The 25047-nt window shown below is 54.5% G+C and carries 20 protein-coding genes, 2 tRNA genes and 1 riboswitch; of the genes, 10 read left to right on the forward strand and 12 right to left on the reverse strand.

The genetic code is table 11. The features are described from left to right. Positions 1-25 precede the first annotated feature (25 nt). The 7 genes from CUC53_RS05655 to moaA form a co-directional block, all read right to left on the reverse strand. Positions 26-481 (reverse strand): nitrate reductase cytochrome c-type subunit, encoded by a 456-nt coding sequence (locus CUC53_RS05655; protein ID WP_100293247.1) that lies wholly within the window; start codon positions 479-481, stop codon positions 26-28. Beyond that, complete coding sequence (gene napH / locus CUC53_RS05660; protein ID WP_100293248.1) at positions 481-1356, reverse strand: quinol dehydrogenase ferredoxin subunit NapH; 876 nt, start codon at positions 1354-1356, stop codon at positions 481-483. The genes CUC53_RS05655 and napH overlap by 1 nt, the downstream gene beginning before the upstream one ends. Then, positions 1353-2096 carry a ferredoxin-type protein NapG gene (gene napG, locus CUC53_RS05665; protein ID WP_100293249.1) on the reverse strand — a complete coding sequence of 248 codons (744 nt, stop codon included), beginning with the start codon at positions 2094-2096 and terminating at the stop codon, positions 1353-1355. The genes napH and napG overlap by 4 nt, the downstream gene beginning before the upstream one ends. Positions 2097-2112: 16 nt before the next feature. Continuing rightward, positions 2113-4602 carry a nitrate reductase catalytic subunit NapA gene (gene napA, locus CUC53_RS05670; protein WP_100293250.1) on the reverse strand — a complete coding sequence of 830 codons (2490 nt, stop codon included), beginning with the start codon at positions 4600-4602 and terminating at the stop codon, positions 2113-2115. A gap of 138 nt (positions 4603-4740) precedes the next feature. Then, entirely contained in the window at positions 4741-5004 is a 264-nt protein-coding gene (locus CUC53_RS05675) for a chaperone NapD (RefSeq protein ID WP_100293251.1), read from the reverse strand. A gap of 87 nt (positions 5005-5091) precedes the next feature. Beyond that, positions 5092-5598 carry a ferredoxin-type protein NapF gene (gene napF, locus CUC53_RS05680; RefSeq protein ID WP_100293252.1) on the reverse strand — a complete coding sequence of 169 codons (507 nt, stop codon included), beginning with the start codon at positions 5596-5598 and terminating at the stop codon, positions 5092-5094. 244 nt (positions 5599-5842) lie between these two features. Next, complete coding sequence (moaA, locus tag CUC53_RS05685; protein WP_100293253.1) at positions 5843-6832, reverse strand: GTP 3',8-cyclase MoaA; 990 nt, start codon at positions 6830-6832, stop codon at positions 5843-5845. After that, a riboswitch (molybdenum cofactor riboswitch) is annotated at positions 6820-6959 on the reverse strand. Its footprint overlaps the gene before it by 13 nt. 78 nt (positions 6960-7037) lie before the next feature. On the opposite strand from moaA, the gene narQ reads away from it, so the two are divergent. The 3 genes from narQ (at position 7038) to CUC53_RS05700 (ending at position 10067) form a co-directional block, all read left to right on the forward strand. Then, complete coding sequence (gene narQ, locus CUC53_RS05690; RefSeq protein ID WP_100293254.1) at positions 7038-8750, forward strand: nitrate/nitrite two-component system sensor histidine kinase NarQ; 1713 nt, start codon at positions 7038-7040, stop codon at positions 8748-8750. Continuing rightward, positions 8750-9388: a two-component system response regulator NarL gene (narL, locus tag CUC53_RS05695; RefSeq protein WP_100293255.1), complete on the forward strand. Its 639-nt coding sequence runs from the start codon at positions 8750-8752 to the stop codon at positions 9386-9388. The genes narQ and narL overlap by 1 nt, the downstream gene beginning before the upstream one ends. A gap of 106 nt (positions 9389-9494) precedes the next feature. Beyond that, positions 9495-10067 (forward strand): LON peptidase substrate-binding domain-containing protein, encoded by a 573-nt coding sequence (locus CUC53_RS05700; protein ID WP_100293256.1) that lies wholly within the window; start codon positions 9495-9497, stop codon positions 10065-10067. A gap of 249 nt (positions 10068-10316) precedes the next feature. On the opposite strand, the gene CUC53_RS05705 is transcribed toward CUC53_RS05700, so the two are convergent. Then, entirely contained in the window at positions 10317-12425 is a 2109-nt protein-coding gene (locus CUC53_RS05705) for a hybrid sensor histidine kinase/response regulator (RefSeq protein WP_420808045.1), read from the reverse strand. 5 nt (positions 12426-12430) lie between these two features. Then, entirely contained in the window at positions 12431-13609 is a 1179-nt protein-coding gene (locus CUC53_RS05710; protein WP_100293257.1) for an FIST signal transduction protein, read from the reverse strand. 118 nt (positions 13610-13727) lie between these two features. Here CUC53_RS05710 and CUC53_RS05715 point away from each other — a divergent pair, with 118 nt between their 5' ends. Beyond that, on the forward strand, positions 13728-14663 hold the full coding sequence (locus CUC53_RS05715) for a gluconeogenesis factor YvcK family protein (protein WP_100293258.1): 936 nt from the start codon (positions 13728-13730) through the stop codon (positions 14661-14663). Here the strand turns inward: CUC53_RS05715 and CUC53_RS05720 are convergent. From CUC53_RS05720 to CUC53_RS05730, 3 genes are all read right to left on the reverse strand, one after another. Beyond that, positions 14654-14989, reverse strand: a complete 336-nt coding sequence (locus CUC53_RS05720) for an Hpt domain-containing protein (RefSeq protein WP_100293259.1) — start codon at positions 14987-14989, stop codon at positions 14654-14656. The genes CUC53_RS05715 and CUC53_RS05720 overlap by 10 nt on opposite strands. Before the next feature lie 531 nt (positions 14990-15520). Continuing rightward, positions 15521-15594: transfer RNA gene (locus tag CUC53_RS05725), tRNA-Cys, on the reverse strand. Between the two features lie 54 nt (positions 15595-15648). Then, positions 15649-15724: transfer RNA gene (locus tag CUC53_RS05730), tRNA-Gly, on the reverse strand. Between the two features lie 238 nt (positions 15725-15962). Here CUC53_RS05730 and CUC53_RS05735 point away from each other — a divergent pair. The 6 genes from CUC53_RS05735 to CUC53_RS05760 form a co-directional block, all read left to right on the forward strand. Beyond that, positions 15963-19400, forward strand: coding sequence for a hybrid sensor histidine kinase/response regulator (locus CUC53_RS05735; protein ID WP_167386692.1), 3438 nt, complete (start codon positions 15963-15965; stop codon positions 19398-19400). A 408-nt stretch (positions 19401-19808) separates the two neighbouring features. After that, positions 19809-21494, forward strand: a complete 1686-nt coding sequence (locus CUC53_RS05740) for an ABC transporter substrate-binding protein (RefSeq protein ID WP_100293261.1) — start codon at positions 19809-19811, stop codon at positions 21492-21494. Between the two features lie 118 nt (positions 21495-21612). Continuing rightward, on the forward strand, positions 21613-22596 hold the full coding sequence (locus CUC53_RS05745) for an ABC transporter permease (protein WP_100293262.1): 984 nt from the start codon (positions 21613-21615) through the stop codon (positions 22594-22596). A gap of 1 nt (position 22597) precedes the next feature. Further along, positions 22598-23518, forward strand: a complete 921-nt coding sequence (locus tag CUC53_RS05750) for an ABC transporter permease (RefSeq protein ID WP_100293263.1) — start codon at positions 22598-22600, stop codon at positions 23516-23518. Beyond that, a complete protein-coding gene (locus CUC53_RS05755) occupies positions 23515-24534 on the forward strand; it encodes an ABC transporter ATP-binding protein (RefSeq protein WP_100293264.1) in 1020 nt (339 codons plus the stop codon). Before CUC53_RS05750 ends, CUC53_RS05755 begins: the two co-directional genes overlap by 4 nt. An 11-nt stretch (positions 24535-24545) precedes the next feature. After that, positions 24546-25047 (forward strand): ATP-binding cassette domain-containing protein (locus CUC53_RS05760; RefSeq protein ID WP_157798204.1); only part of this gene is annotated, 502 nt, incomplete at its 3' end.

Raw genomic sequence — 25047 nt, forward strand, 5'->3', positions numbered from 1 at the left:
CCGAATAATGTCATCGGTAAACTCCTCAGTGCAGCGCTTCTACCGGCTTGAAGGTATTCTCCACCAGCGGCTTGGCATCTGCTTGCGGCACATGGCACTGCAGGCAGAAGTAACGGCGGGGGGAGACTTCACCTAAGGTCAGGCCATCACGGGTCTCAAAGTGAGTGGGGCTGATCTTGGGCGCCTTCATCTTGCTGGCATTTTTGAAACTGTGGCAGGCCAAACACTTGTTCACCTTGTTGTCCACTTCGTAGTTGCGAATATCGTGCGGGATCAACGGTGGCTGGTGCATATATTGGCGATCATAAGGCTCGCCATCTTTACGGAAATTTTTCAGCGGCGCAGCACTGGCCTCCGTCACCAAATCTGTCGCTCCCCGCTCGGACTTTATGCCCCCCGTGCTGTTGGTGATGTCGGGAGTGGCGGCCATCAAGGTCCCTGCCACTAGGCAGGCTAGCATTGCTCCAATCAGCTTTTTCATTATCTATTCTCCGATGTTTTTTCTGCCTTAATGGCAAAACTTACAGTGATTTCAAAAACTTGTTCCGCGCAGACATCGATGCAACGGCCACAGTTGGTACACTCCTGAGCCACAATCAAGGGCCCAAACCCACGCTTGGCACCGTGAACCGGGCCACGCAAGATGGGGCGCTCCGGGCAGACCGCATAGCAATCCATACAGTTACTGCACCGCTCCCGCCCCTTGGCAGAAATCTTGATAAATCCGACCCGATTAAGCAGGGCATAAAAAGCGCCAACCGGACAGAGATGACCGCACCAGCCCCGCTCCACCACAAACAGGTCGAACAGAAACAGCGCCGCTAACAAAGCCCAGCCCGCCCCCATGCCAAACAGCAAACCGCGCATGGCAAGCGACACCGGATTGACCAGCTCCCACGCCATTACCCCGACCACCGCAGGCACCACCAACACCATGGCCAGCAGCCAGTAGCGGGTCGAGCGGCTAAACTGGCCGTTGCCCTTAAGGCCCAGCCGTGCCCTGAGCCAAGCCGCAGCGTCAGTGATAAGGTTGACCGGACAGACCCAAGAGCAGAACACCCTGCCTCCGACCAGCCAATAACCGACCAGCACGATGGCGGCCCCCAGCCAGAGGGTAGGGATAGGCCCATGACCCGCCGCCAGCGCCTGCAATAACGTGAGGGGATCGGTCAGCGGCACCGTCTCCAGCAACAGCGAGCTGGCGAGGTTACCCTTGAGGATCCAGATGCCCGCCAGCGGCCCCAGCAGAAACAGCCCGAGCACGCAGAGCTGACTGAGGCGGCGCAACAGCAAAAAGCGGTGGGATCGCCACCAGCCCAGCTTGATGCGAGCCTCTTCCCCTGGATAACGGCTCATAATCCCTCCGGTTTGCGAGTAGGCAGAGCGAGCCTATCGCCTATCAGCGACTTGCCCGCCTTGGCCTTCTCTTCCCAACCGAGTCGATAGTGATGACCCAGCTCCCCTTTAGCGAGCTGGCGCGGCACTACCTTGATGGCCGCCTCTTCCAGCACGCAGGCATGCTCGCATTTGCCACAGCCGGTACAGACATCGCTGTGTACCGTGGGCAAAAACATGGCGTGCTTGCCGGTGCGCTGGTTGTGTTGCAACTCTAGAGTGATCGCCTTGCCAATCAACGGGCAGACCCGATAACAGACATCGCAGCGCAGGCCCAAATAGTTGAGGCAGGTCTCGTGATCGATGAGCACGGCCACCCCCATCCGCGCCTGATCGATATCGGTCATCTGCTGATCCAGCGCCCCGCTCGGGCAGGCCACCACGCAAGGGATGTCATCACACATCTCACACGGCACGGCTCGAGCCGTGAAGTAAGGGGTGCCGGTGGTGACCGGCTCAAACAGCCGGGCGAGCTTGAGTGTGTCGTAAGGGCATGCCTCAACGCAGAGCCCACAGCGCACGCAGGCGCCGAGAAACTCCGCCTCATCCAGCGCAGCGGGCGGGCGCAGTGCCTGAGCCGGCACGGCCTCGACCTGCTGACGGGCAAGGCCGCCAAGCCCCACGCCCAACAGGCCCACCCCGCAGGCCCCTTTTGCCAGAGAGGCCATATCGGCCAGAAACTGGCGCCGGCTACGACTCATCTCGCGCTCCCCCGCCTTAGGCCTTCATGACCTTAACGGCGCACTTCTTGTAATCAGTCTCTTTCGAGAGCGGATCGGTGGCGTCTAGGGTCAACTTGTTGACCAGCTGACTGGCGTCAAAGAACGGCATGAACACCAGTCCTTTCGGCGGGCGGTTGCGACCACGGGTCTCGACACGGGTCTTCACCTCACCGCGGCGAGAGGAGACGATCACCTCTTCGCCACGACGCACACCGCGGGCCTTAGCATCGTCTGGATGCATGAACAGCACCGCATCTGGGAAAGCGCGATAGAGCTCGGGCACCCGTCGGGTCATGGTGCCGGTATGCCAGTGCTCCAGCACACGACCGGTGGAGAGCCACAGATCGTACTCTTGATCTGGTGACTCGGCGGCGGGCTCGAACGGCAGGGCGAAGATGACCGCCTTGCCATCTGGCTTGCCATAAAAACGTACCCCCTCGCCCGCTTTCACATAGGGGTCGAACCCTTCGCGATAGCGCCACAGAGTCTCTTTACCATCCACTACCGGCCAGCGTAAGCCGCGCGCCTCGTGATACTGATCGAATGGAGCCAAGTCATGGCCATGGCCACGGCCAAAGGTGGCGTACTCCTCGAACAGCCCTTTTTGGACATAGAAGCCAAAGTGTTCGGTTTCGTCGTTGAGCTCCCCTTTGCTCTGCTCTTTCGGGAACTGGTTGACCTGACCGTTGGCATAGAGCACGTCGAACAAGGTTTTGCCCTGCACTTCTGGCATCTTGGCAATCAGTTCTGCCGGCCACACTTCCTCAACTTTGAAGCGCTTGGAGAACTCCATCAGTTGCCACAAATCAGACTTGGCCCCTTGCGGCGCGCTCACTTGCTGGTGCCAGAACTGGGTGCGGCGCTCGGCGTTGCCATAGGCGCCCTCTTTCTCAACCCACATGGCAGTGGGGAGGATCAGATCGGCGGCTTGAGCGGTGACGGTCGGGTAAGGGTCAGAGACCACGATGAAGTTGCGCGGATCGCGATAGCCCGGCAGGCGATCGGCATTCATGTTAGGGCCAGCCTGCATGTTGTTGTTACACATCACCCAGTAGGCGTTGAGTTTGCCATCTTTGAGCATCCGATCTTGCAGCACGGCGTGGTAGCCCACCTGCTCGGGGATGGTGCCTTCCGGCAGTTTCCAGATTTGCTCAGCAATAGCGCGATGCTTAGGATCGGTGACGACCATGTCGGCAGGTAAGCGGTGGGCAAAGGTGCCCACTTCCCGCGCGGTACCACACGCGGAGGGTTGCCCAGTCAAGGAGAAGGGGCCGTTACCCGGCGCTGAAATCTTACCGGTCAGCAGGTGGATGTTGTAGCAGAGGTTATTGGCCCAGACCCCACGGGTATGCTGGTTGAAGCCCATGGTCCAGTAAGAGACCACTTTCTTAGTGGGATCGGCATAAATGTCGGCCAGTTTTTCCAGCTTCTCTTTAGAGACACCAGAGAGCTTGGAGACCGACTCCACATCGTAATCGGCCACGAACTTGGCAAACTCCTCGAAGGTCATCGGAGTGGCATCGCCGCTGTCTGGGTTCTTCGCTTTCTGCTGCAGCGGATCGGTCGGGCGCAGGCCGTAACCGATATCGGTGACCCCCTTCTTGAACACGGTGTGCTTATTGATGAAATCCTGGTTTACCTTGCCGTTCTGGATGATGTAGTTAGCAATGTAATTGAGGATCGCTAAATCAGTTTGGGGGGTAAACACCATGCCGTTATCGGCCAGTTCAAAGCTACGATGCTCAAAGGTAGAGAGCACGTGCACCTGCACATCCGGATTGGAGAGACGACGATCGGAGATCCGCGACCAGAGGATGGGGTGCATTTCGGCCATGTTGGAGCCCCACAGCACGAAGGCGTCGGCCTGCTCGATATCGTCGTAGCAGCCCATCGGCTCATCCATACCGAAGGTACGCATGAAGCCGACTACCGCAGAAGCCATGCAGTGGCGGGCATTTGGATCGAGGTTATTGGTACGAAAGCCCGCCTTCATCAGCTTGGCGGCGGCATAGCCTTCCCAGACAGTCCACTGACCAGAGCCGAACATGCCGACGGCGGTGGGTCCCTTCTCTTTGAGCGTCGCTTTGAACTTCTCGGCCATGATGTCGAAGGCCTGATCCCAGCTGATGGGAGCGAAGTCGCCATCCTTGTCGAACTGGCCGTTTTTCATCCGCAGCAGCGGTTGAGTGAGGCGATCTTCACCGTACATGATCTTGGAGAGAAAATAGCCCTTGATGCAATTGAGGCCACGGTTAACCGGTGCATCGGGATCACCCTGAGTCGCCACGACCCGGCCATCCTGCGACCCGACCAACACGGAGCAGCCAGTCCCACAAAAGCGGCACGGTGCTTTATCCCATTTGATGGCGGTTTTATCGGTACTGGTGATCAAGTTTGCCGCCAAGGTAGGGGCACTGACACCGGCCACTGCAGCGGCAGCCGCCACCGCATTGGCCTTCATAAAGTCGCGTCGACTCAGCTTCATGGCATATCCTCGCATTGCTTATCGAGTTATCGAACTAATGGGGGCGATAGAAGATCACTATCTCAACGATCGCCGGTATCACGTCAACAGCCGCCATCATGCTAAGTCCAACAGGCTCAACCCCATGGCGCTTTATTGTCACTCTGTCTTTTCAAATACATCAAATTGATGGTAAATCAGGGCAGCCGATAACACCCCCGGCATGGCCTGTATCGCATCAATAGCCGACATGATTGCGCCCTGCCCCTCCCCTTCCAGCGTCACCACTAACTTTCCCTCTTCAGAGATGGCATGGACCTCGGCCCCTGCTAGCGTGGTGATTTGCTGGGCAAGCTGTTGGCATTGAGTGGGCTGGGTTAACACCACTAGGCTCGATATATGAAACTCTTGGTTCTGGCTCATTTCAGCTCTCTACTTGCTCGCACGCTGACGTGCACCGTTGCTCGCTTATTTGGGTTGCCATCTCACCACTGACAGCTTGGCCGTCACTTAACCTAGCGCCACCGAGCGGCCATCGACCTTAATACTGCCGACTGGACAATCTTGTACGCAGGCACCACAACCGTTACAACGCTGGTCATCAACGGTGGGAGTAGGAACGCGGCCAAGCTCGGGGATAAAGCGGATTGCGCGAGGCTCACAGCTATCCTGACAACGTTGGCAAAAAACCTGGGCAGAGGCCAAACAGCTCGCCTCGATATGAGCTTTGTAACGCCAAGGCGCCTCCGTGGTAGGACGAAAGAGGGGCGCTTTACAAACGGTGGCGCATTGCTGACAGAAAGTGCACTCGCCCCGCAGAAAATCAACGGTGGGATAGCCCCCCTCTCCTAGCACCACGATCTGCTCAGGACAAGCGGTTAGACAATCACCACATCGCGTACATCCGCTAACAAACGCGGACCAGTCGACAGACCAAGGTAGCTGCACCACTGGGGGCGTCGCACCTATTTTGCCGCGCAGCAAGCCGCGGCGGGCAAGATCGATCTCTGGGGGCATGGTGACTCCAATTGAAACAGAAAAGCATATTCCTGGCTCACTGCACATCAACGCTATGATAAAGCCATTGATAATCTTGGGCGTATATTGCGACCCTGACAAGTTAAGGGATATACCACCAGGGAGATAAACAGAGGGATTATTGCGCTAGATCAAAGCCTTCTAGCCCAATAAAAAAGGAGGTATTGATTAAAATACCTCCATTTGAGGATTGCTTAACTTACACCATCTCTTACGAGTCTAATTAGCCACCAATAGAAGCAAGATGCGGTGTCATGCCGGCATTGCCATCATGAAGCCGATGAGCCGCACTTTTGTCCTGCAGCGAGGTGCGAATCCGTTGTTGCAACTCATCCTGCTGCTCGTCGCTGACCAGCAGATCTCGCAGGTCGATCCCACCGTCACCAAATAAGCAGAGATGGAGTTTGCCAAGGGAAGAAACCCGTAACCGATTGCATCCCGCACAAAAATCTTTGCTGTAAGGCATGATGAGACCAACACCACCTTGAGACGCGGGGTGCATAAACACTTGGGCGGGCCCGTCATCGACATTGCGCAGCTGCTGTATCCAGCCAGTGGTCAATAGCTGTTGCTTGATCTGCTCGCCACTCAGGTGATGATCGCGAAACAACGTATCCATCTCACCGGTCTGCATCAACTCGATAAACCGCAGCTCGATAGGCTTGTCCTTAATCCACGCAAGGAAAGCCTCCAACTGATAGTCATTGAGCCCCTTGAGCAGCACCGCATTGATTTTGATCGAGGTGAAGCCAGCACCCAGCGCAGCGTCAATGCCTTCCATGATCTCCGCCAGTTTATTCTCACCCGTAATTTGGTGAAATTGGCGTGGGTCTAAGCTATCAACGCTCACATTGATGGCATTGAGACCAGCATTAAACCACTCCCTTGCCCGCTCTTTGAGGCGATAGCCATTAGTGGTCATGGCGACTTTTTCGATTTCTGGAATATTTGCCACAGTATCGATGATCGCGGTGAAATCTCGGCGCAACGAGGGCTCACCACCGGTTAACCGCACTTTACGGGTACCCATCGCAGCAAAACCCGTCACGACTCGGCGGATTTCATCAATGGAGAGAAAAGCATTACGCACCTTCCCTTGCGGGGGATGATAACCATCGGGTAAACAGTAGGTACAACGAAAATTGCACACATCAGTAACTGACAAGCGCAAATAGTAAAAACGACGGGAAAAACCATCTTCAAGTGGCAACATAAACACCTTTCCAAATACGGGAGGCCAGGGCATTTCTTTCCTGACCCTTACAGCACGAACGGCGGCTGACGGCGGCTTTCCCCTATCGCAAGGACGTAGGCAAAGCAGCTCGGAGTTCATCTAGTTTTTCGATGCTAGCACAAGTTAGCGTACACTCCCACGCACCTTAAGAGGTAATCCCTACACGGTAGAGAGCTCCAGCAAAATGAGTCAGCGCTTAAAAGTTCGCTCGGTTAGCAGTGCCATTGGCCGCTCGATGATCTTGATCCTCTTCATGGCCAGCCTCATTGCACTGGTGGCTATGGTGACCTTGTTCTATTCCGTCCCTGATGCCAAAGCGATTAATCTCTCCGGCTCACTGCGGATGCAGGCCTATCGAATGGCCTACGAAATCGAGCGCGGCGACAGCGTATTGGGGCGACTCGCGCAGTTTGAAGAGACGTTACATGCAGAGGAGTTGCAAGAGACGCAACGCTGGATTACGCCTGCCTCGTTACGTTACACCTACGGCGAAGTACTCAGTCAGTGGCAAGTGATGCGTGGTCATATTGCAGAGCAGACCCCCAGACGTTACACCGATAACACCGAGCAATTTGTCTCCGCCATCGACCATTTTGTTAATCAGATGCAGTATCACGTCGAATTTAAGGTACGCATGCTGGCATTGGCTGAAGGGCTAGGTCTGCTGGCCATCATCACCATCGCCTGGTTCACCGTACGATTTACCCGCCGCCAAGTCGTCGCGCCGCTGACCCAGCTGGTTCATTGCGCTCGCCAAATCCAGCGGCAAGAGTTTGATCTGACTCTTCCTCCCCACCGAGATGATGAGCTGGGGGAGTTATCACGGGCATTTGCCACCATGGCAGACGAACTAGGCAAACTCTATCGTGAGCTAGAAAACAAAGTAGAAGAGAAGACCGCTAAGCTGCAGCAAGCCAATGACGCGCTGTCGTTTCTCTACTCTACCGCCCAGCAACTGCACGCGGCCCCACTTAGTACCCGTACCCTGATTAAACTGCTGGATAGGGCCGCAGCCCACCAGCATATCGACCATATTCGGCTCACCCGTTTTGAGCACAATGCTATGCCAGTCTATCTCTCCGGTCGCACCGGCTGGCCTGGGGATCTTGACGCTGTGGCCAGTTTCTATCTGCAGATGGATGAACAAGAGTTCGGTCGGCTCGACATTATCAGCCAACACCCTATCGACGAGCGGTTAATTAAGAACTTCACCATGCTACTGGCACAAGTGCTGCACAAGGACCAAACCCTGCTGCAACAGCAACGGTTCCTGCTGATGGAGGAACGAGCCGTGATCGCACGTGAGCTACACGACTCCCTCGCTCAAGCGCTCTCCTACCTTAAAATTCAATCCACATTACTCAAGCGCTCCTATGCCAAAGGACAACAAGACAAGACTCAAGCTGCCATGCAGCAGATTGATGAAGGGTTGGGTAATGCCTACACCCAGTTACGTGAATTGCTGGGGACCTTTAGATTGACCATCGGCGATGCCAATTTGGGGGAAGCCATCAGCGTGATGCTAGAACAACTTCGTCCCCAAACCTTGGCTAACATAACGCTGCATTACGGTCTATCCGACACTGACCTTGAGGCAGGACAGCACATTCATATCCTGCAACTGATCCGTGAAGCCGTGCTCAACGCCATCAAACATGCTGGGGCTACCCTGATTGATGTTAGCTGTGCGACCCTTGCCGATGGTAGCATTGAGGTTCAAGTTTCAGATGATGGGGTCGGGATCGGTCTGGCCCGATCAGCAGTCAACCATTACGGTCTAAGCATCATGAACGAGCGCGCCAGCAAGCTGCATGGTCTGTTGACCATTAGCGAGCAACAGCCCCAAGGCACCCGAGTGCATCTGACCTTCCCTACCAGCCTAACGAGAGACGTCTAATGGACGAGATGAAATACAGTGTGCTAGTGGTAGATGACCATCCCCTCATGCGTAAAGGGATAGTCCAGTTACTCGCACTGGAAGAGAACATGGAGATCACCGGTGAAGCGTCTAACGGTACCGACGCACTGGCATTAGCTAAGGAATTCGAGCCCGACCTTATCTTGCTGGATCTGAACATGAAGGGACTCTCGGGTCTCGACACCCTCAAAGCACTCCGAGCTGAAGAGATCACCTCTCGGGTCGTGATCTTAACCGTGTCGGATGCTCGCCAAGATGTGACGGCCCTACTCAAGGCGGGAGCAGATGGCTACCTGCTCAAGGATACTGAGCCGGACCTGCTGCTGGCCCAACTGGCAGATGTGATGACCGGCAAGCAGATCCTGAGCGAACCCCTGCGCCCCTATCTGGAAAATATCTACGAGCTCGATCACCTGCAACAGAAACTGGACAGCTTAACGCGCCGCGAAATGCAAATTTTGCGTGAAATTGCAAAGGGCCTTTCCAACAAACAGGTCGCTTCCGTCCTGCATATCTCCGAAGGTACCGTGAAAGTTCACGTTAAAAGTTTGCTCAAAAAGCTTGAGGCACAGAGCCGAGTGGAAGCCGCTGTCATCTATCTCGAACAACGCAGTTAACACCCCCCCAGATTGCCAGATCTAAAGCCACCTCAGTGGCTTTTTTTATGTCCTGGCACAATCAGTGCATTGGCATCCTCATACCAGACTGAATGGAGGATGGTACATGAAACTTCAACCTTTGGTGCTGTTCCCTCAACCATCCCACATACTGCCCGGTGGCAAGCTTCCTCTGCGTCTGTTTGAGGGCAGTCACCTACAGATGCTCAAAGAGTCATTCATCAATGATCAAGGGTTTGGCATCGTGATGGAAGAGTCCACCTCATCCGGACAATCAGGGCGGATCTTACCGGTCGGTACCCGAGTCACCGTCACTGATTTTTATACTCTCAATGATGGGCAACTTGGCGTGACTGTATTTGGTCTCGAACGGTTTTGCATCCATCAGTTAGAAACCGATGCAGCGGGCGTGCGCCGGGCACAGGTTGAGTTGCTGCCCAATTGGCCAAGCATTCATTCCGACTTTCATGACAAGCGGTTGGTGAATCGTTTGCGTGAGGTGTTTGAACAATATCCGGAGTTAGACGAGCTCTATCCCGAAAAGTGTTTTGAAGATGCGGCTTGGCTGTGCCAACGCTGGCTAGAAATCTTACCGATGCCGATTTATGAAAAACAGATGTTGATTGCCAAGCAAAATAGCGAAGCCGCTCGCATATTCCTTCATCGCTTAATCGCGTGAGCAGGCTGCAATTTTCAAAATGCAAATAATCCGATAATAGAAACGCCACTTTCGCATTTTGCGAAAAAATAACAACGTGATGGTGGCGAGATGTGGAGCAAGCCGCAATATTAAGCGGCTAACGTTGAACAGCAAAGAGTCATAAAAACTGGCACGCTTTTTTCATATAGCCTACTACAACCCGATTTATCCCGTGCTCTCTTCAGTTATTGCTGAAGATATGGTCAACCACCCAGTTGACCATTTTTTTTATTCGCGGGTTAGCGAAGACGAGGCAAAATGACGCTGCAGACACTCTCTTAAACGCAGTAACGTAATGGGCTTGGCCAGAAAGTCATCCATGCCCTGTGCAAGGCATCTGGCTTTATCTTCCGCCATCGCATTCGCCGTTAACGCAATAATCGGCATCCTATATCCCTGCATTCTCAGCTGTTGCGTTGCCTCCAAGCCATCCATCAACGGCATTCGCATATCCATAAGCACCACATCAGGCGTCTGTTCACTCACTTGGGTTAATGCCTCTAACCCATTGGCGGCAACCCGAACCTTATTAACCAATTTTTTCAACATCAGTGACACCACTAATTGGTTCACCGGACTGTCCTCTACTACGAGTACGTCCCATGGCAGCACCGTTGGCACACTTTCCTCCAGCTCTACATGAGGGGAGGCAAGGCACGCCATGCCCGGTAACTCAAACCAGAAGCAGCTTCCTTTGCCCAGCTCACTCTCTAGGTAGATATCGCCCCCCATCATTTGTACTAGGCGCTGACTGATGGCAAGACCGAGCCCAGTCCCAGCAAAACGCCGCGTGGTGGAGTTATCAACTTGGGAGAAAGGGGTAAAAAGTAACGCTTGGTCAGATACAGCAATCCCGATTCCGGTGTCTTTGACTGACACTCGTAGTGTGTCCTGCTGCCAGCTTAATTGCAGAGTCACCTCACCATGTTCGGTAAATTTCACTGCATTGCTCAGTAAGTTACCCATGACTTGAGACAACCTGACTGCGTCACCTTGTAGCTCGGTAGGCACCTCGTCATCTAAAGCCCATGACAGCCGAATCCCTTTGGCATTAGCGGATACCATCAAGGGTGCCATCAGGGCTTGGCAAAGCTGAGCGGGTCGCAAGGGCTCACAACGAAAACTCAGGGTCTGGGACTCAATTTTCGAAAAATCGAGCACATCATCCAGAATGGTCTGTAACAAATTTGCCGAATGAGTGGCATGACCTAATAAACCTTGTTGCTGAGGGTCTAGGTCGGCATGTTGCAACAGATCGAGCATACCGAGCACCGCATTCATAGGAGACCGTATTTCATGGGTCATCATAGCCAGAAACTCTGATTTCGCACGGTTCGCCGCTTCTGCAGCATCCCGAGCTCGCGCGAGCTCCTGCTCACGCTCAATTTGGTGACTGACATCACGCGCAGTTCCACGATAACCACTAAACAGGCCATCAACATCGAAGCTCGGCTCGGCACTGAGTTCCATCCAGTGGGGCCCCGCCGCTAAGGCTATCTGCAACCGCATCGCTTTGATTGGTTGATGTTGTTCGATCAGGTGCCGACAGGTCTTCCACTCAGGGCTCTGAGCATCGCAGGCATAATCATACAGAGTCGGTCGGTCTATAGGCTCAGCCATCTCGTCCAGATGACCGGGTACTGAGGTATAGCTAAGTCGATGAGCGCAATCTGTCTCCCAGAACCAATCTGATGACATGGCGGCAAAACTGCGAAAGCGGCGTTCACTGGCCTGCAGCGCCTGAGTCTTTAACGCCACCAGATCTTGTAGCCGAGCGCGATAAGTAATATTGACTAACGCCTGAGACACTAAAGGACGACAGCGCTGCATTGCCGCTTTACTGGTCAGGTCAAACGCTCCCGCTTGGTGATGCCGGCACACAATGATGGCGGTGAAACCGGGTGCTTGCAGGCCAGTCAGCATGACGCTAGCCCAACCAGGCTGAGTGACTAGCGACGTGAACTCGGTTAACTGAGCAGGGTCATAAATCACCAGCGTATCGCCTGCTATTGCACGAGCAAACAAGGGCGTTAACGACCAGCATCGTCCTATCTCTGTGGCTTCGGTGCTGAGCTGGGTCATGCCTTGGCCCTCTTCCCACGCCACTACATCGGCCTGAGCAAAGCCGATAAACGGTTGCAGTACGGCAATCAACCCCTCTAGCACTTGCTCTAGGGTTTGGGCATCCGCTAGGGTGGCCACTCCCGCCAGCAGGGTTTGTGACTCTTGACGATATTTTGCTTCCCGCTCACGGCAACGCAGTAAATCAGCCATGGCCATCTGTAATTTATCGCCAAGGATTTCTAATTCGCTGCTGCCCTGGATCTTGTTGTTCATAGGATTCAATAATCCAAGAAAATAACGCTCGATATCATCAAATTGCCATGGGCTAACTCGCCATGGGGCAAACGCCCTTGCTCACCAAAGGTAAAGGGGGTAATAAACGGGATGCCCCCAAGCTGCGCCTGACAATGTGCCGTGAATTGCCCCATGACCTCTTCTAATGCCAGACGACAGCCCGCACAAAAGATGATCAGCGCACCAACCGGCCGCAACTTAGCATCCATGCCATATTCGGGTTCGATGCGAATCGCATTGATACTGCGCTGTAATAGTCCCTCTTGACTGCTGGCCATCATCAAGAGCCGCTCTCCTTGCCGCACATCAGTGAACAGGCGCAGTCCACCCCGGGCCGTGACGGCTTCAGGGTGGGATAACTTGTAATAAGCAACCCCGTCAAGCTGGCCAACTTCACGAGCCAATGGAGATAAGGTGGTTTGTCGTAAAATAGGTCCAACCGGCCAACGTTCATGATGTCCGCACCAACCGGCATACACCTCTGCCGCTGGCTGATGATCGATGGTGATAACTTCCCGCCCTTCTGATGCCGTGATCATGCCGCCAAATTCGGCTGGCATGTAGCCTGATTGAAACTGAAATGCCAACTGACAATCAGGATAAAAGACGGCCAGCACCACGCCTTGCTGCCAACTACCCTCATCCCAGCACAGTTGCCACTCACCCGCTACGCGATTATCAGCGGCAGACCCCCCTATCACCGGGACTGAGGTCCCCAGCTCCGCATCAATGCACGCTAATGAGGCCTCTTCTTGACCTGGGCTGGTATGCAGCAATATGAGCTGAGGCAACTCACCGGGCCGACCACACGCCTTCATCGCATCGCGCAGTAGCTGCTTTACATCCACTCGCTCCCCACACTGTCCCGCAACCCCGTAGCTACCTTGTTCGTCATAACAGGCCGCGACAGCGACCCCCCAGCCTTGGCTGACATGATGACCATGCTCCGTCATAACACCCCCACACGAGCTGCAGCCCACAAGTTTGGTCGTCGGAAGCTGACGTTTGATCTCTTGCCGTAGCGTGTTTCCATCGTGAGATTGGGTAAAATAGAGCAGCAGTAGCGAAGGGATGAGACTGGAGGTGGCTAATAACTGTGCGCACACGTCTTGCGCGGCCTGCTCAGAATGCTCAGCGAGGGAGTAAACTGTTAGAAATTTCAACACTGTCTCCTTGTGTCATTCAATATCATTGATAAGCAAAAACCGTACCCTTATCAAATAATTATCTAACATCACCTGCTAGCATCAGTGATCAAAGCCCAACGATAGTGAGAGCCTTATGTGGCAAAAAAACATCAATGATTTTAACCGAGTCGTTGCTATTGGCGGCGGCCACGGCATGGGACGCGTACTCTCATCCCTCTCTTTTCTTGGGCAGCGATTAACCGGCATTGTCACTACCACTGATAACGGCGGATCCACTGGGCGATTGCGCCAGAGCCAAGCGTGTATTGCTTGGGGGGATCTTCGTAACTGCCTCAATCAACTGGTCACAGACCCCAGCATTGGTAGCCTGCTCTTCGAATATCGCTTCGCAGGAGATGGCGAGCTCGCTGGCCATAATCTCGGCAATTTGATGCTGTTGGCCCTAGATAGTCTCTGTGTTCGCCCACTGGATGCCATCAAGCTTATTAGTGACATGTTAAAAATAGAGTCTCAACTATTACCCATGTCAGAACAACCGACTGATCTCTGTGCACATATGGCGTGCGGCAGCGAGGCTTTTGGCGAAGTATCAATCGACCAGTTGGATATCCCCCCTTTGTCATTGAGACTGATACCCGAGGTGCAGGCAACCAGAGAAGCCGTGCAAGCCCTACAGCAAGCAGAGCTGATTATTCTAGGGCCTGGCAGTTTTCTGACCTCCATTATGCCGCCTTTACTGCTAGCTGAAATCGGGAGAGCCATCAACGAGAGCGATGCCCTTGTGGTTTTCATTGGTAATCTCGTTGCCGAACACGGCCCAGCCCGCCATCTCGACTTAGCCGCGCAGTGTCGTTGGCTGGAATCAAGAATTGGCCATGGGCGGGTCAACGCTATCCTTGCCCCCCCGGGGGAGTATCAGATGACAGAGTGGCATGATCGCCTGATCCAAGCCGATATGTGCGAGGCTGAGCTGCAGCACCGCCATGACCGGTTCAAACTAAAACAGGCGTTGGATAACACCATCCAACAACTGATGAGCCAACGTGGACTGGCCTGTCATCACACATAGTCAGCCAATAGTGCTAACACCTGGGGCAGTGATTGCTCCAGCAAGAGCAGCTGATTCAACGCTTCAGTAGCATTTTCCTGCTTGCTGGCGGCTTCTAAGCCCATCAACTGCTGGTAACTTGGCATTGCACCATAGCTACCACAGGATGATTTCATGCTGTGAGCCACTCTCGCTAGTGCATCCCATTCACCTTGTTCATAAAGCGGTCTAAGCTGGCTCAGCTGTTCACCAACTTCTTCGATAAATACCGCAATGATCACGGGCATCATCTCCTGCCCGATATCTTCAGCTAATTGCTGTAACACCTTGCGATCAACCCACTCCATTGGGCACCCCTCAAACAATATTCAGACCGATTGACTCTAGGCTACTTCACTACCACTAAAACACCATCAATATCAACAACAGGCCAAAAAACATGCCAATCCAGTCTAAGACTTTATCGTGTTTATCCAAAATAAACGTTAAATCAATGGATTATTGTTCAGGTCACGACGTGTCTAGATGATGAATCTAGCTCGCTGATAGTCACAAGAGACAGACCTGCGATCAGTCAGTACCTATCACCACCGCTTGCACTGTCATTAGCGAGAGGATGGTCTTACGGCTCACTGCCATCGGCAGGCACCACCACGTCATCACCCTCTATGTTGATGACGATGCACCACGAGTCATCCGCATGATGGGTTGGAAACATAGGGGAAGGGAAGAGCAATAAGAGGAAAGAGGATGTTATTGAGAATAAAACCAGCAAAGCAGCAGTGGGGCGTCAATCACCAAGAGCACTATGATGCAGCACATAGCAACCATCGCTTAGCGATCACATCGTTTGGATACCACGCAAAATAATGATTTTATGGAGGCACGTTCCGGAGTCGAACCGGACTAAACGGATTTGCAATCCGCTGCATAACCGCTTTGCTAACGCGCCATGTCGAGGGACGAACATTTTTTACGAATGTTCACTGCTAAAGCAGTGAGAGATTGGAGCGGGAAACGAGACTCGAACTCGCGACCCCGACCTTGGCAAGGTCGTGCTCTACCAACTGAGCTATTCCCGCGTAAGTGCTGAGTGCCACCTTGGTGACAACGACGCGCATTCTATATGGCGTAAGAGCACTAATACAACCTTTTTTTCGCTATCTGGCTGCGTTTGTTCAGGGTTTAAACGTGTTGAGCAAAATTAGCGCACTCATTGTGATATGCTGAACGAATTTCAGATAAAGTCATTGAAAAGATTATGTTTTAGTTTAAGACTTGAGCAGCTTAGTAACCGGATTCTCAATTGAAAGTCGCCTGATGAAATGGATCTTCACGCTTCGTGGGCTCAGACCACAACTAATGCTGGCTTTTTTTATGTTGGGCATGGTGCCCTTTTTGGTGATCACCCTCTTCTTCCTGTACAGCCACGGCAAAGATCTCACCAGCCAAACCTCTAATCACCTCGTCTCCGTCCGTAACATTAAGAAAAGTCAGCTCGAGGATTACTTTAGTAACCTCAAAGAGCAAATCATCAATTTCTCCCAGCAAGATTTTGCCAGCAACAGCATTGGCCGTTTCTATGGATTTACCGGGGCCTTTGAAAAACTGGGCACCACACCAGAAACGGCCAGAGCACGGGCCCAAGCACGCTACCTGACTGGCTCTTGGGATCAGCTGCAAAAACCAGCCGAGAAAGTGAATATTGAGCCGGCGATCAGCGCCCAGATCTTGGCTGATGAGATGTATGACCGCGTGCATCAGCGCTTTCATCGTGGCTATGCCGATATGGTGCGCAAGTCCAACTTCAGTGACATTTTTCTGGTGGATCTCAATGGCGACGTGGTCTATTCGGTCACCAAACGCGCCAACTTTGCCACTAACCTGCTGGCTGGCCCTTACCAAACAAGCGGCCTTGGCCACACCTTTAATAAAATGAAGCAGCGCCTCGACCGGGGTGAAAAACCACAGCAATTATTTGAATTTACTGACTTTGACCGAAATGAATTGACTGGCAAGGTCGTCGCCTATTTGGCTACGCCAGTGATGCAGTATGACGATGTCCGAGGCGTGGTGATCTTCGAACTTTTACCAGATAAGCTCAACCACATCATGGCCGAGCGAGAAGGGTTAGGGGAAACCGGGGAAACCATCTTGGTGGGCCCAGACAAACGGATGCGCGCCGATGCTTGGCTCGCCCCCAAATTCAGTGTTGAGAACAGCTTTAGCGCTGATTTTCGGCCACTGCAAAGCCCGCTGATCAACAAGAGTCTCTCCGGTCAGCAGGGGGTGGGACTGTTTCGCTCCTACCAAGATGATGAGGTGTTAGCCGCATACACCCAAGTCAAGGTATTCGATACCGAATGGGCTTTTATCGCCGAGATTGCAACGCGTGAAGCCTACGCCCCCATTCGCCAACTGGAAACCGTCGTGATCGTACTGGGCGCAGGCTCGGTCCTGTTACTGATCCTGTTTTCCCGTTGGCTCTCGCACACGATTACCGCCCCCTTGCACTCGTTGACCGCTGCCGCCGAGCAGGTAGCCGATGGGGCATTGGATCACCCGATTACCATCGGCCGCACCGGTGATGATATCGATCGACTGGCCGAGGCGTTCCGTCATATGCAGCGCTCGGTCAAAGAGAAGATCGAACTGATCGAGCAACAGACCCAAGAGCTACAACAACAGGTGAAACTGACCCACAAACAAAACCTCAGTTTACAGCGGGCCGATAAGCTCAAGGATGAGCTGCTGGCCAACACCTCTCACGAGTTGCGCACCCCAATCCATGGCATCAAGGGCATGGCAGAATCTATGCTCGCCAGCCAACAAGCGTTGAGCGAGGGGCAACAAAAACAGCTCGGCCTTATCATTAAGAGTGCTGATAGCTTGGCAAGACTGGTGGATGATCTGCTCGACTACCACCAGATGCGTTACGGTCAGCTGGAAATCCACCTTCAGCCCGTCTCGTCGAAAGGTGTGATCAGACTCGTGCTCGATCTCTGCCAACACTTGGTACAAGCCAAGCCCCTCACCCTGGTTGATGTTACTCCTGCTGAGCTTCCTCCCGTGTTGGCCGATGAACAACGGCTCGAACAGGTGCTTTATAACTTGGTAGGAAACGCCATCAAATACACCCCACAGGGCAAGGTGGTGCTAAGCGCTAACGTTGACGAACATGTTTTACGGATCAAGGTGACCGATACGGGAATTGGCATTGCAGCCGAGCAGCTTGATCATATTTTCGAGCCCCTTATTCAGCTGCAGCCAGATCTGGGTAAACAAGGGGCAGGATTAGGACTCTCGATAACCCGCCAGTTGGTGAACTTGATGGGAGGAGAATTATGGGTCGAGAGTGAGCCGAGTGTGGGGTCAACCTTTGCCTTCACCTTGCCACTGGCTACGGGGACCCCCACCTCCCCCTCACTCGGCTCGCGGCAGCTCGAGCATCCGCTGCTGCGCCAACAACCACTCATTCTGCCCGATTGGGAGAGCAGTGACCTGCCAGCTCCTCCCGAAGGGGCACCGCGCCTCCTGATCGTCGATGACGAACCCATCAACCTCCATATCTTGCGCCATCTCCTGCAACCTTGTGGCTATCACATTCTGCCGAGTCGCGATGGCCACGATGCCCTCGCGAAGATAGCCGCCGAGCCAGTCGACCTCATCTTGCTTGATGTGATGATGCCAACCCTCTCTGGCTTCGATGTCTGCCGTCGCCTGCGCGAGCAATATCCTAAAGACCTGCTGCCAGTACTGCTGCTGACCGCCCTCAACCAACCTAACGACATCGCAGAGGGCTTCCGTGCCGGTGCCAATGACTATCTGGTCAAACCTTTCTGCAAAGAAGAGCTGTTTGCGCGGGTGAATGCCTTGCTCGAAGCCAAGGCAGGGCGAGCGTCGTTAGTGGAAAATCACTTACTCAAACAAGAGATTACGCACCGCCTGACTCTGCAAGAGCGGCTCCACCAAGATCAACAACGTTTATTAGCCCTGCTCAGTGAAGGAACGGATGCCCTCGTCTTTATCGATGAGCAAGGGACGGTGCAGCAGGCCTCCCGAGTGTTCGCCACACTTCTGGGCGAAGAACCAGAACAGATGGCAGGCCAATCGCTGGATGAATGGCTAACCCTTCCCCTACTACAACAGTGGCCAGATCTGGATAGTCCACCGCAACACCCCCTGAATTTTCTCGTCGCGGGGCAACCAGAAGCACTCAATGCCCACGCCTTACCCATCAGCTTGGCTGGGCTGTCCGGCTATGCTCTTACCTTAAATTCCGCCCGGCGAGAGGATAAACACCGTGTGATCGCACTGGAAAATGCCCTGAAAAATCTCTCCCGCCAAACCATCATCGACGATGAACGCCTACTCGGTGAGCTGAGCCGCTTAGGGGGAGAATTTCGGTCACTGGCCGATGACCTTATTCGCCAACAAGATGATGAACCGCTGCGTCGAGCGTTAGTCGACACCATGAAACTCACCTTAGAGGCTTGGCAACAAAGCACGGGCAAAGGCAAGATCGTGCTAGCAGAGAAGAGTCGGCTATGGCGCGTCTATATGGACAGGTCTAGCCCACAAACCCGTACCCTCGATAAATACCTCAATCTCGATACCCTGCCCAAAGCACCACGTTGGAAAACGGTCGTCGCCACCACCGAGTTCGTTCTCACACACTGCGAATTATCTCCTGACCAGCGCCAGCAGCTCCAACACAGCGCTCACACCTTGCGTCAGCTTGCTCATCGCAAAGGATGACATTAGCTCGCCGTCCCCTTCCGCGTTTTTAGTGCAAATAAAGTCCCGATAGTGAGGCCAATATCAGGGTCGATCTGATTCACATTTCTGTCATTAAGCGGATCATTTACGGGTCTTAATACGCACTAGTAATAAACATAACCATATGAAAATAAACTATAAAAAAATTATTTTGACGAAAATGACGTAAGGTTTTTGATTTTTACGAAAACAACGAAATCAACAGTTGTTATGTTCCTGTTAATTCTGCTTTGCTAGCAGCGTTGGAAAGCAAAACAACAACAGGCAAAAACCTGACGAACTCTGACCAACAAAGAGGACTGCACTTCCCTGCATGCGAAGACAGTGCTCAACACATACGAAGCAAATCCTGACAGGAATGCTGACAAAATAAGAAAAGGAAATCATATGCTTGCCAAAGTATCCAATCTCTCTACCGCCGTTATGCTCGGCACCTTGATGATGGCTGGCGTCGCCAGCAATGCCATGGCTGCCGACAACAAAACCGTTCTGACGCTGGTCGCCCAACAAGAGACCGCGTGGGTAAAGAATTTCAACCCCTTCCTGCAAGCAGGCTTACTGCACACCACCCGCCACTTTATCTATGAGCCGCTGGTGATCTTCAACGAGATGCAAGGGGGCAAACCGGTCTATCGTCTGGCTACCCAGTATGCGTTCAGTGATGACCTGAAATCGGTCACCTTCGATCTGCGTGACGGCGTGAAGTGGTCTGATGGTGAAGCCTTTACCGCTGACGACATCCTCTTCTCCTTCAATCTGGTCAAAGCGAATAAGGCGCTGGATGAGCGCTCAATCTGGACCCAGATCAAAAGCGTTGAAAAACTGGCTGCCAATAAGGTCAAGTTCGAGCTAACCGACGTCAACACGAACGTGGTGAACGATCTGGTACTGGTGCCCATCGTGCCGGAGCATCAGTGGAAGTCGGTGAAAGACCCCGTCGCCTTCACCAACGACAAGCCAGTTGGCACCGGCCCCTTCACTGAAGTAGATAACTTCTCCGCCCAGCTCTACACCCAATGCCGCAACCCGCACTATTGGGATAACGCCAGCCTCTCTATCGACTGCTTGCGGATGCCGCAAATGGCCACCAACGACCAAGTGCTGGCAGCGGTCATGAAAGGGGATGTGGATTGGTTCGGCTCTTTCGTCCCCGATATTGAACGTCTCTACGTCGGTAACGATCCGAAGAACAATAAATATTGGTTCCCGGCCTCCGGCACGGTGGCGTTTAACGTCAACTTCCAGACCAAGCATCCGGGCAATAACGAAGCCTTTAACGACATCAGCTTCCGCCGCGCCTTCTCCATGGCGATGGACCGCCAGTCGATGGTAGATATCGCGGGCTACGGCTACCCGACCGTCAACGAGTATCCGTCAGGTCTGGGCAAAGCCTTCGACTCCTGGAACAACCCGGAAGTGGACAAGAAGTACGGCAAGTACAGCAAGTTCGATCTGGAAGGGGCCAAAGCCATGCTAAAAGAGGCTGGCTATAAGGATTGCGATGGCGATAAATTCCTCGACACCCCGAGCTGCAAAAAGATCGAGTTCAAGGTACTGGTGCCAAACGGCTGGACTGACTGGGTCAACACCGTCCAGATCGGGGTCGAAGGCTTGCAGGCGCTCGGGCTGAACGCCAAGACCGCCACCCCAGAAGCGACCGTCTGGACCGAGAACCTGATCACCGGTGATTTTGATGTCGCCCTGCAGGGTTACTTTGCCGGCGCCAACCCGCACAAGTACTTTGAGACCGCGTTCCACTCCCGTAACATGGCTGACCGTGGCAACCGCTTCGCCGCGCCTCGTTACAAGGATCCTGCGCTCGACAAGCTGATCGACGACTTCACCCAGACCGCCGATGCGGCCAAACAGAAGGAGTTAATGTTCGCTATCCAAGACCGTGTTGGAGCCAACCAGACCATCATTCCTGTCTTCAACAACCCGACTTGGTATGAGTACAGCACCAAACGCTTCAACGGTTGGTTCAGCGCCGACAACCCGGTTGCCAAGCCACAGGTGCACCCAGACACCCCAGAGCGTCTACTGCACGTGTTGTCCCTCAAGCCAAATAGCTAAACAATCCCGGCCCCCTGCGGGGGGCCATCTTCCCCGTTAATCCCCTTCTTACCCGGCACTATCGGGGTTGGGGTTGCTACACCCAACGCGGGGTAAGTTTGCAGTAAAAGGTATTATCATGGGTTTCATACTGAGACGATTTTCGTTCTATTTGGTGGCCTTTCTGGTCGCCGCCACCATTAACTTCCTGCTCCCCAGAGCCATGCCGGGGGACCCGGTCTCGGTGATGTTTGCCCGCGCGGGTGCCATGATGGAACCCGCTGCGCTGGAAGCCCTCAAAGCCACCTTCGGTTTTGTCGATGGTCCCATCGGTACCCAATTTCTCACCTATGTGCAAAGTGTCTTTACTTGGGATCTCGGCACCTCGGTGCGCTTCTACCCACAGCAGGTCTCTGACGTGCTGGGTCGCGCCATCGGCTGGACCCTGTTTCTAGTCGGCACCTCCACCATCCTGAGCTTCTCCATCGGTTCCATCGTCGGCATCTTCGCCGCCTGGTATCGCGGCGGCCGGATGGACAGCATTCTCTCCCCGCTCACCTTAGTGATGCAGGCCATTCCGCCGGTGGTGGTCTCCCTGCTCGCCCTATTCCTGTTCGGGGTTAGCCTTGAATGGCTGCCCATCGGCTACGCCTACAGCCCTGAAATCAAAGCGGATTGGGGCTGGGAGCACATCAAGAGCATCCTGACCCACGCCATCATGCCGGTACTGACTCTGTCCATTGTCCAGGTGGGGGGCTTTCTCATCACCATGCGCAACAACATGATCAACCTGCTCGGTGAGGATTACATCACCATGGCCAAGGCCAAGGGGCTCTCCAGCAACCGAGTGATCTTCAACTACGGTGCCCGCAACGCCATTCTGCCCAGCGTCACTGCCCTTTCCATGGCGCTCGGCTTCGTCATCGGAGGCTCTCTGATCACCGAGGTGATCTTCAACTACCCGGGACTGGGTCTGACCCTCTATCAGGGCATTCTGGCCCGCGACTACCCGCTCATTCAGGGCCAACTGCTGATCATGACCATCACTATGCTCAGCTTTAACTTCTTGGCCGACGTGCTTTACGTCTTTCTCGATCCCCGCCTGCGCACCGGAGGTAAATAAGATGCGTATGCCAACCATCCTTAAAATCTTATTGGGCAACAAGAAGGCGGCCTGCGGCCTCGCCATCGTGGTTGCCTTCGTACTGATGGCCATCTTTGCCCCCATTCTAGCCAGCAACGAGCCGACCAAACGGGTGGCTCGCCCGCACCAGCCGCCCAGTGCCGAGTTCGTGATGGGATCAACCCGCATGGGCCACGACATCTGGGCCCAATTTACCAACGGTGCCCGCATCTCACTGCTGGTGGGCTTTAGCGCGGGCCTGCTGGTCTGCTCGCTGGCGGTCGCCATCGGTATTACCGCTGGTTACTTTGGCGGCTTGGTGGATGAGTGCCTGACCTTTCTGATGAACGTGGTACTGGTGATCCCTAACCTCCCCTTACTACTGGTGCTGGCGAGCTTTATCGGGGAGGCGTCACCGACGGTGATTGCGGTGATAATAGGGTTGACCTCGTGGGCCTATGGCGCGCGGGTCATCCGTGCCCAAACTCTGGCCCTGCGCGAAAAAGAGTTCGTCATCGCCGCCGAAGTGCTGGGCGAGCCGGCCTGGCGCATCATCTTGGTGGAGATCCTGCCCAACCTCATCTCCATCATCGGGGTGAGCTTTATCGGTTCCATCATCTACGCCATCGTCACCGAAGCGACCTTAGAGTTCCTAGGCCTCGGCGACCCGACCGTAGTGAGCTGGGGCATCATGCTCTACAACGCCCAGACCTCCAGCGCCATTTTGGTCGGCGCCTGGTGGGAGATCCTGGCCCCCTGCGTTGCCATCGCCACCCTGGGTGCCGGTCTGGCCCTGCTCAACTTCGCCATCGACGAGATTGCCAACCCGCAGCTGCGCTCCCACAAAGGACTGAGCCGCTGGAAGAAACTTGCCACACCGGTCGCCACACCGCTCTCTGCCGCACAGGAGAAGACCGCATGAATAAGCACCCCCTGCTGTCGGTTCGCAATCTGTGCGTCGACTACATCACCGAAAATGGCGACGTGCGCGCCGTCAATTCAGTCAGTTTTGATATCAGACAAGGCGAGATCTTCGGGCTCGCCGGTGAGTCGGGCTGTGGTAAGTCCACCGTCGCCTTCTCGGTGGCTCGGCTGCACAAGCCGCCCGCTTACATCAGTGGTGGCGAGATCCTGTTCAAGGGGGAGAACATCCTCCACTACAACGAGGAGCGGCTACGGACCTATCGCTGGCAACAAGTGTCGGTGGTGTTCCAGTCCGCCATGAACGCCTTGAACCCGGTGTTGCGGATGGAGGAGCAGTTCTGTGACGTGCTGCTGGCCCACAACCCCGGCATGACCCGTTACGAGGCGATCAAGCGCGCCCAGGAGCTGCTCACCATCGTCGACATCCACCCAAGCCGGCTCAAGGATTACCCGCACCAGTTTTCCGGCGGCATGCGCCAGCGGCTGGTGATCGCCATCGCCATGGCGCTCAACCCAGAGCTCTTGATCATGGATGAGCCGACCACGGCGCTGGATGTGGTGGTACAGCGGGAGATCCTGCAGAAGGTCTATGCCCTGAAAGAGAAGTTCAACTTCTCTATTCTGTTCATCACCCACGACCTTTCCCTGATGGTGGAGTTCTGCGATCGCATCGGCATCATGTATGCGGGTGAACTGATTGAGGTTGCCCCCGCCAAGGCGATCCTGACCGCGCCGCTGCACCCCTATACCAAAGGGCTTGGCAACTCCTTCCCGCCCCTGCACGGCCCGAAAACCGTGCTGGAAGGGATCCCGGGCACCCCGCTCAACCTGCTGGAGGTGCCGGTCGGCTGCCGCTTTCAGGCCCGCTGCGGCAAGGTGCACGATCGCTGCCGTCAGGAGTACACCTTCCTCACCGAGATCCGCCCCGGGCAACAGACCGCCTGCCACCTCTATGAGGAGCAGGGACTGCAACAAGATTCCGTGATCTATCTGGACAAGGCCGCTGGCTGTTAAGGATGTCTGTCATGCAAATCGCCAAAACCGATGCACCCATCATCGAAGTCCAGCACCTCTATAAGGACTTCCCCATCAACTCCAATGCCATCAAGAGTGGCAAGATGCGGGCACTCTCCGACATCACCTTCAACCTGCACCGGGGCCGCGCCCTGGCGGTGGTCGGGGAGTCTGGCTCCGGCAAGAGCACTATCGCCAAGATCCTCGCCAAGATGTACAAGCTCTCCAGTGGACGGATTCTCTATCGCGGCAAAGATTTAGAAGCCTTCAACAAGGGCACCGCCCTGCTGGACTATCGCCAGAGCGTGCAGATGGTGTGGCAAGATCCGTTCGGTTCGCTCAACCCGACCCACACCATCTACCACCACATCGCCCGCCCCCTGCTGCTGCACAGCAAGGTGATCGACAAAAAAGAGCTGCCCGACATGGTCTACGCCCTGCTGGAGAAGGTCGGCCTGACCCCCGCCAAGGCGACCGCGGCCAAATATCCGCACCAGCTCTCCGGCGGCCAGC

Origin of the sequence: Aeromonas cavernicola, from assembly GCF_002795305.1 — a bacterium.
Classification (GTDB): domain Bacteria; phylum Pseudomonadota; class Gammaproteobacteria; order Enterobacterales; family Aeromonadaceae; genus Aeromonas; species Aeromonas cavernicola.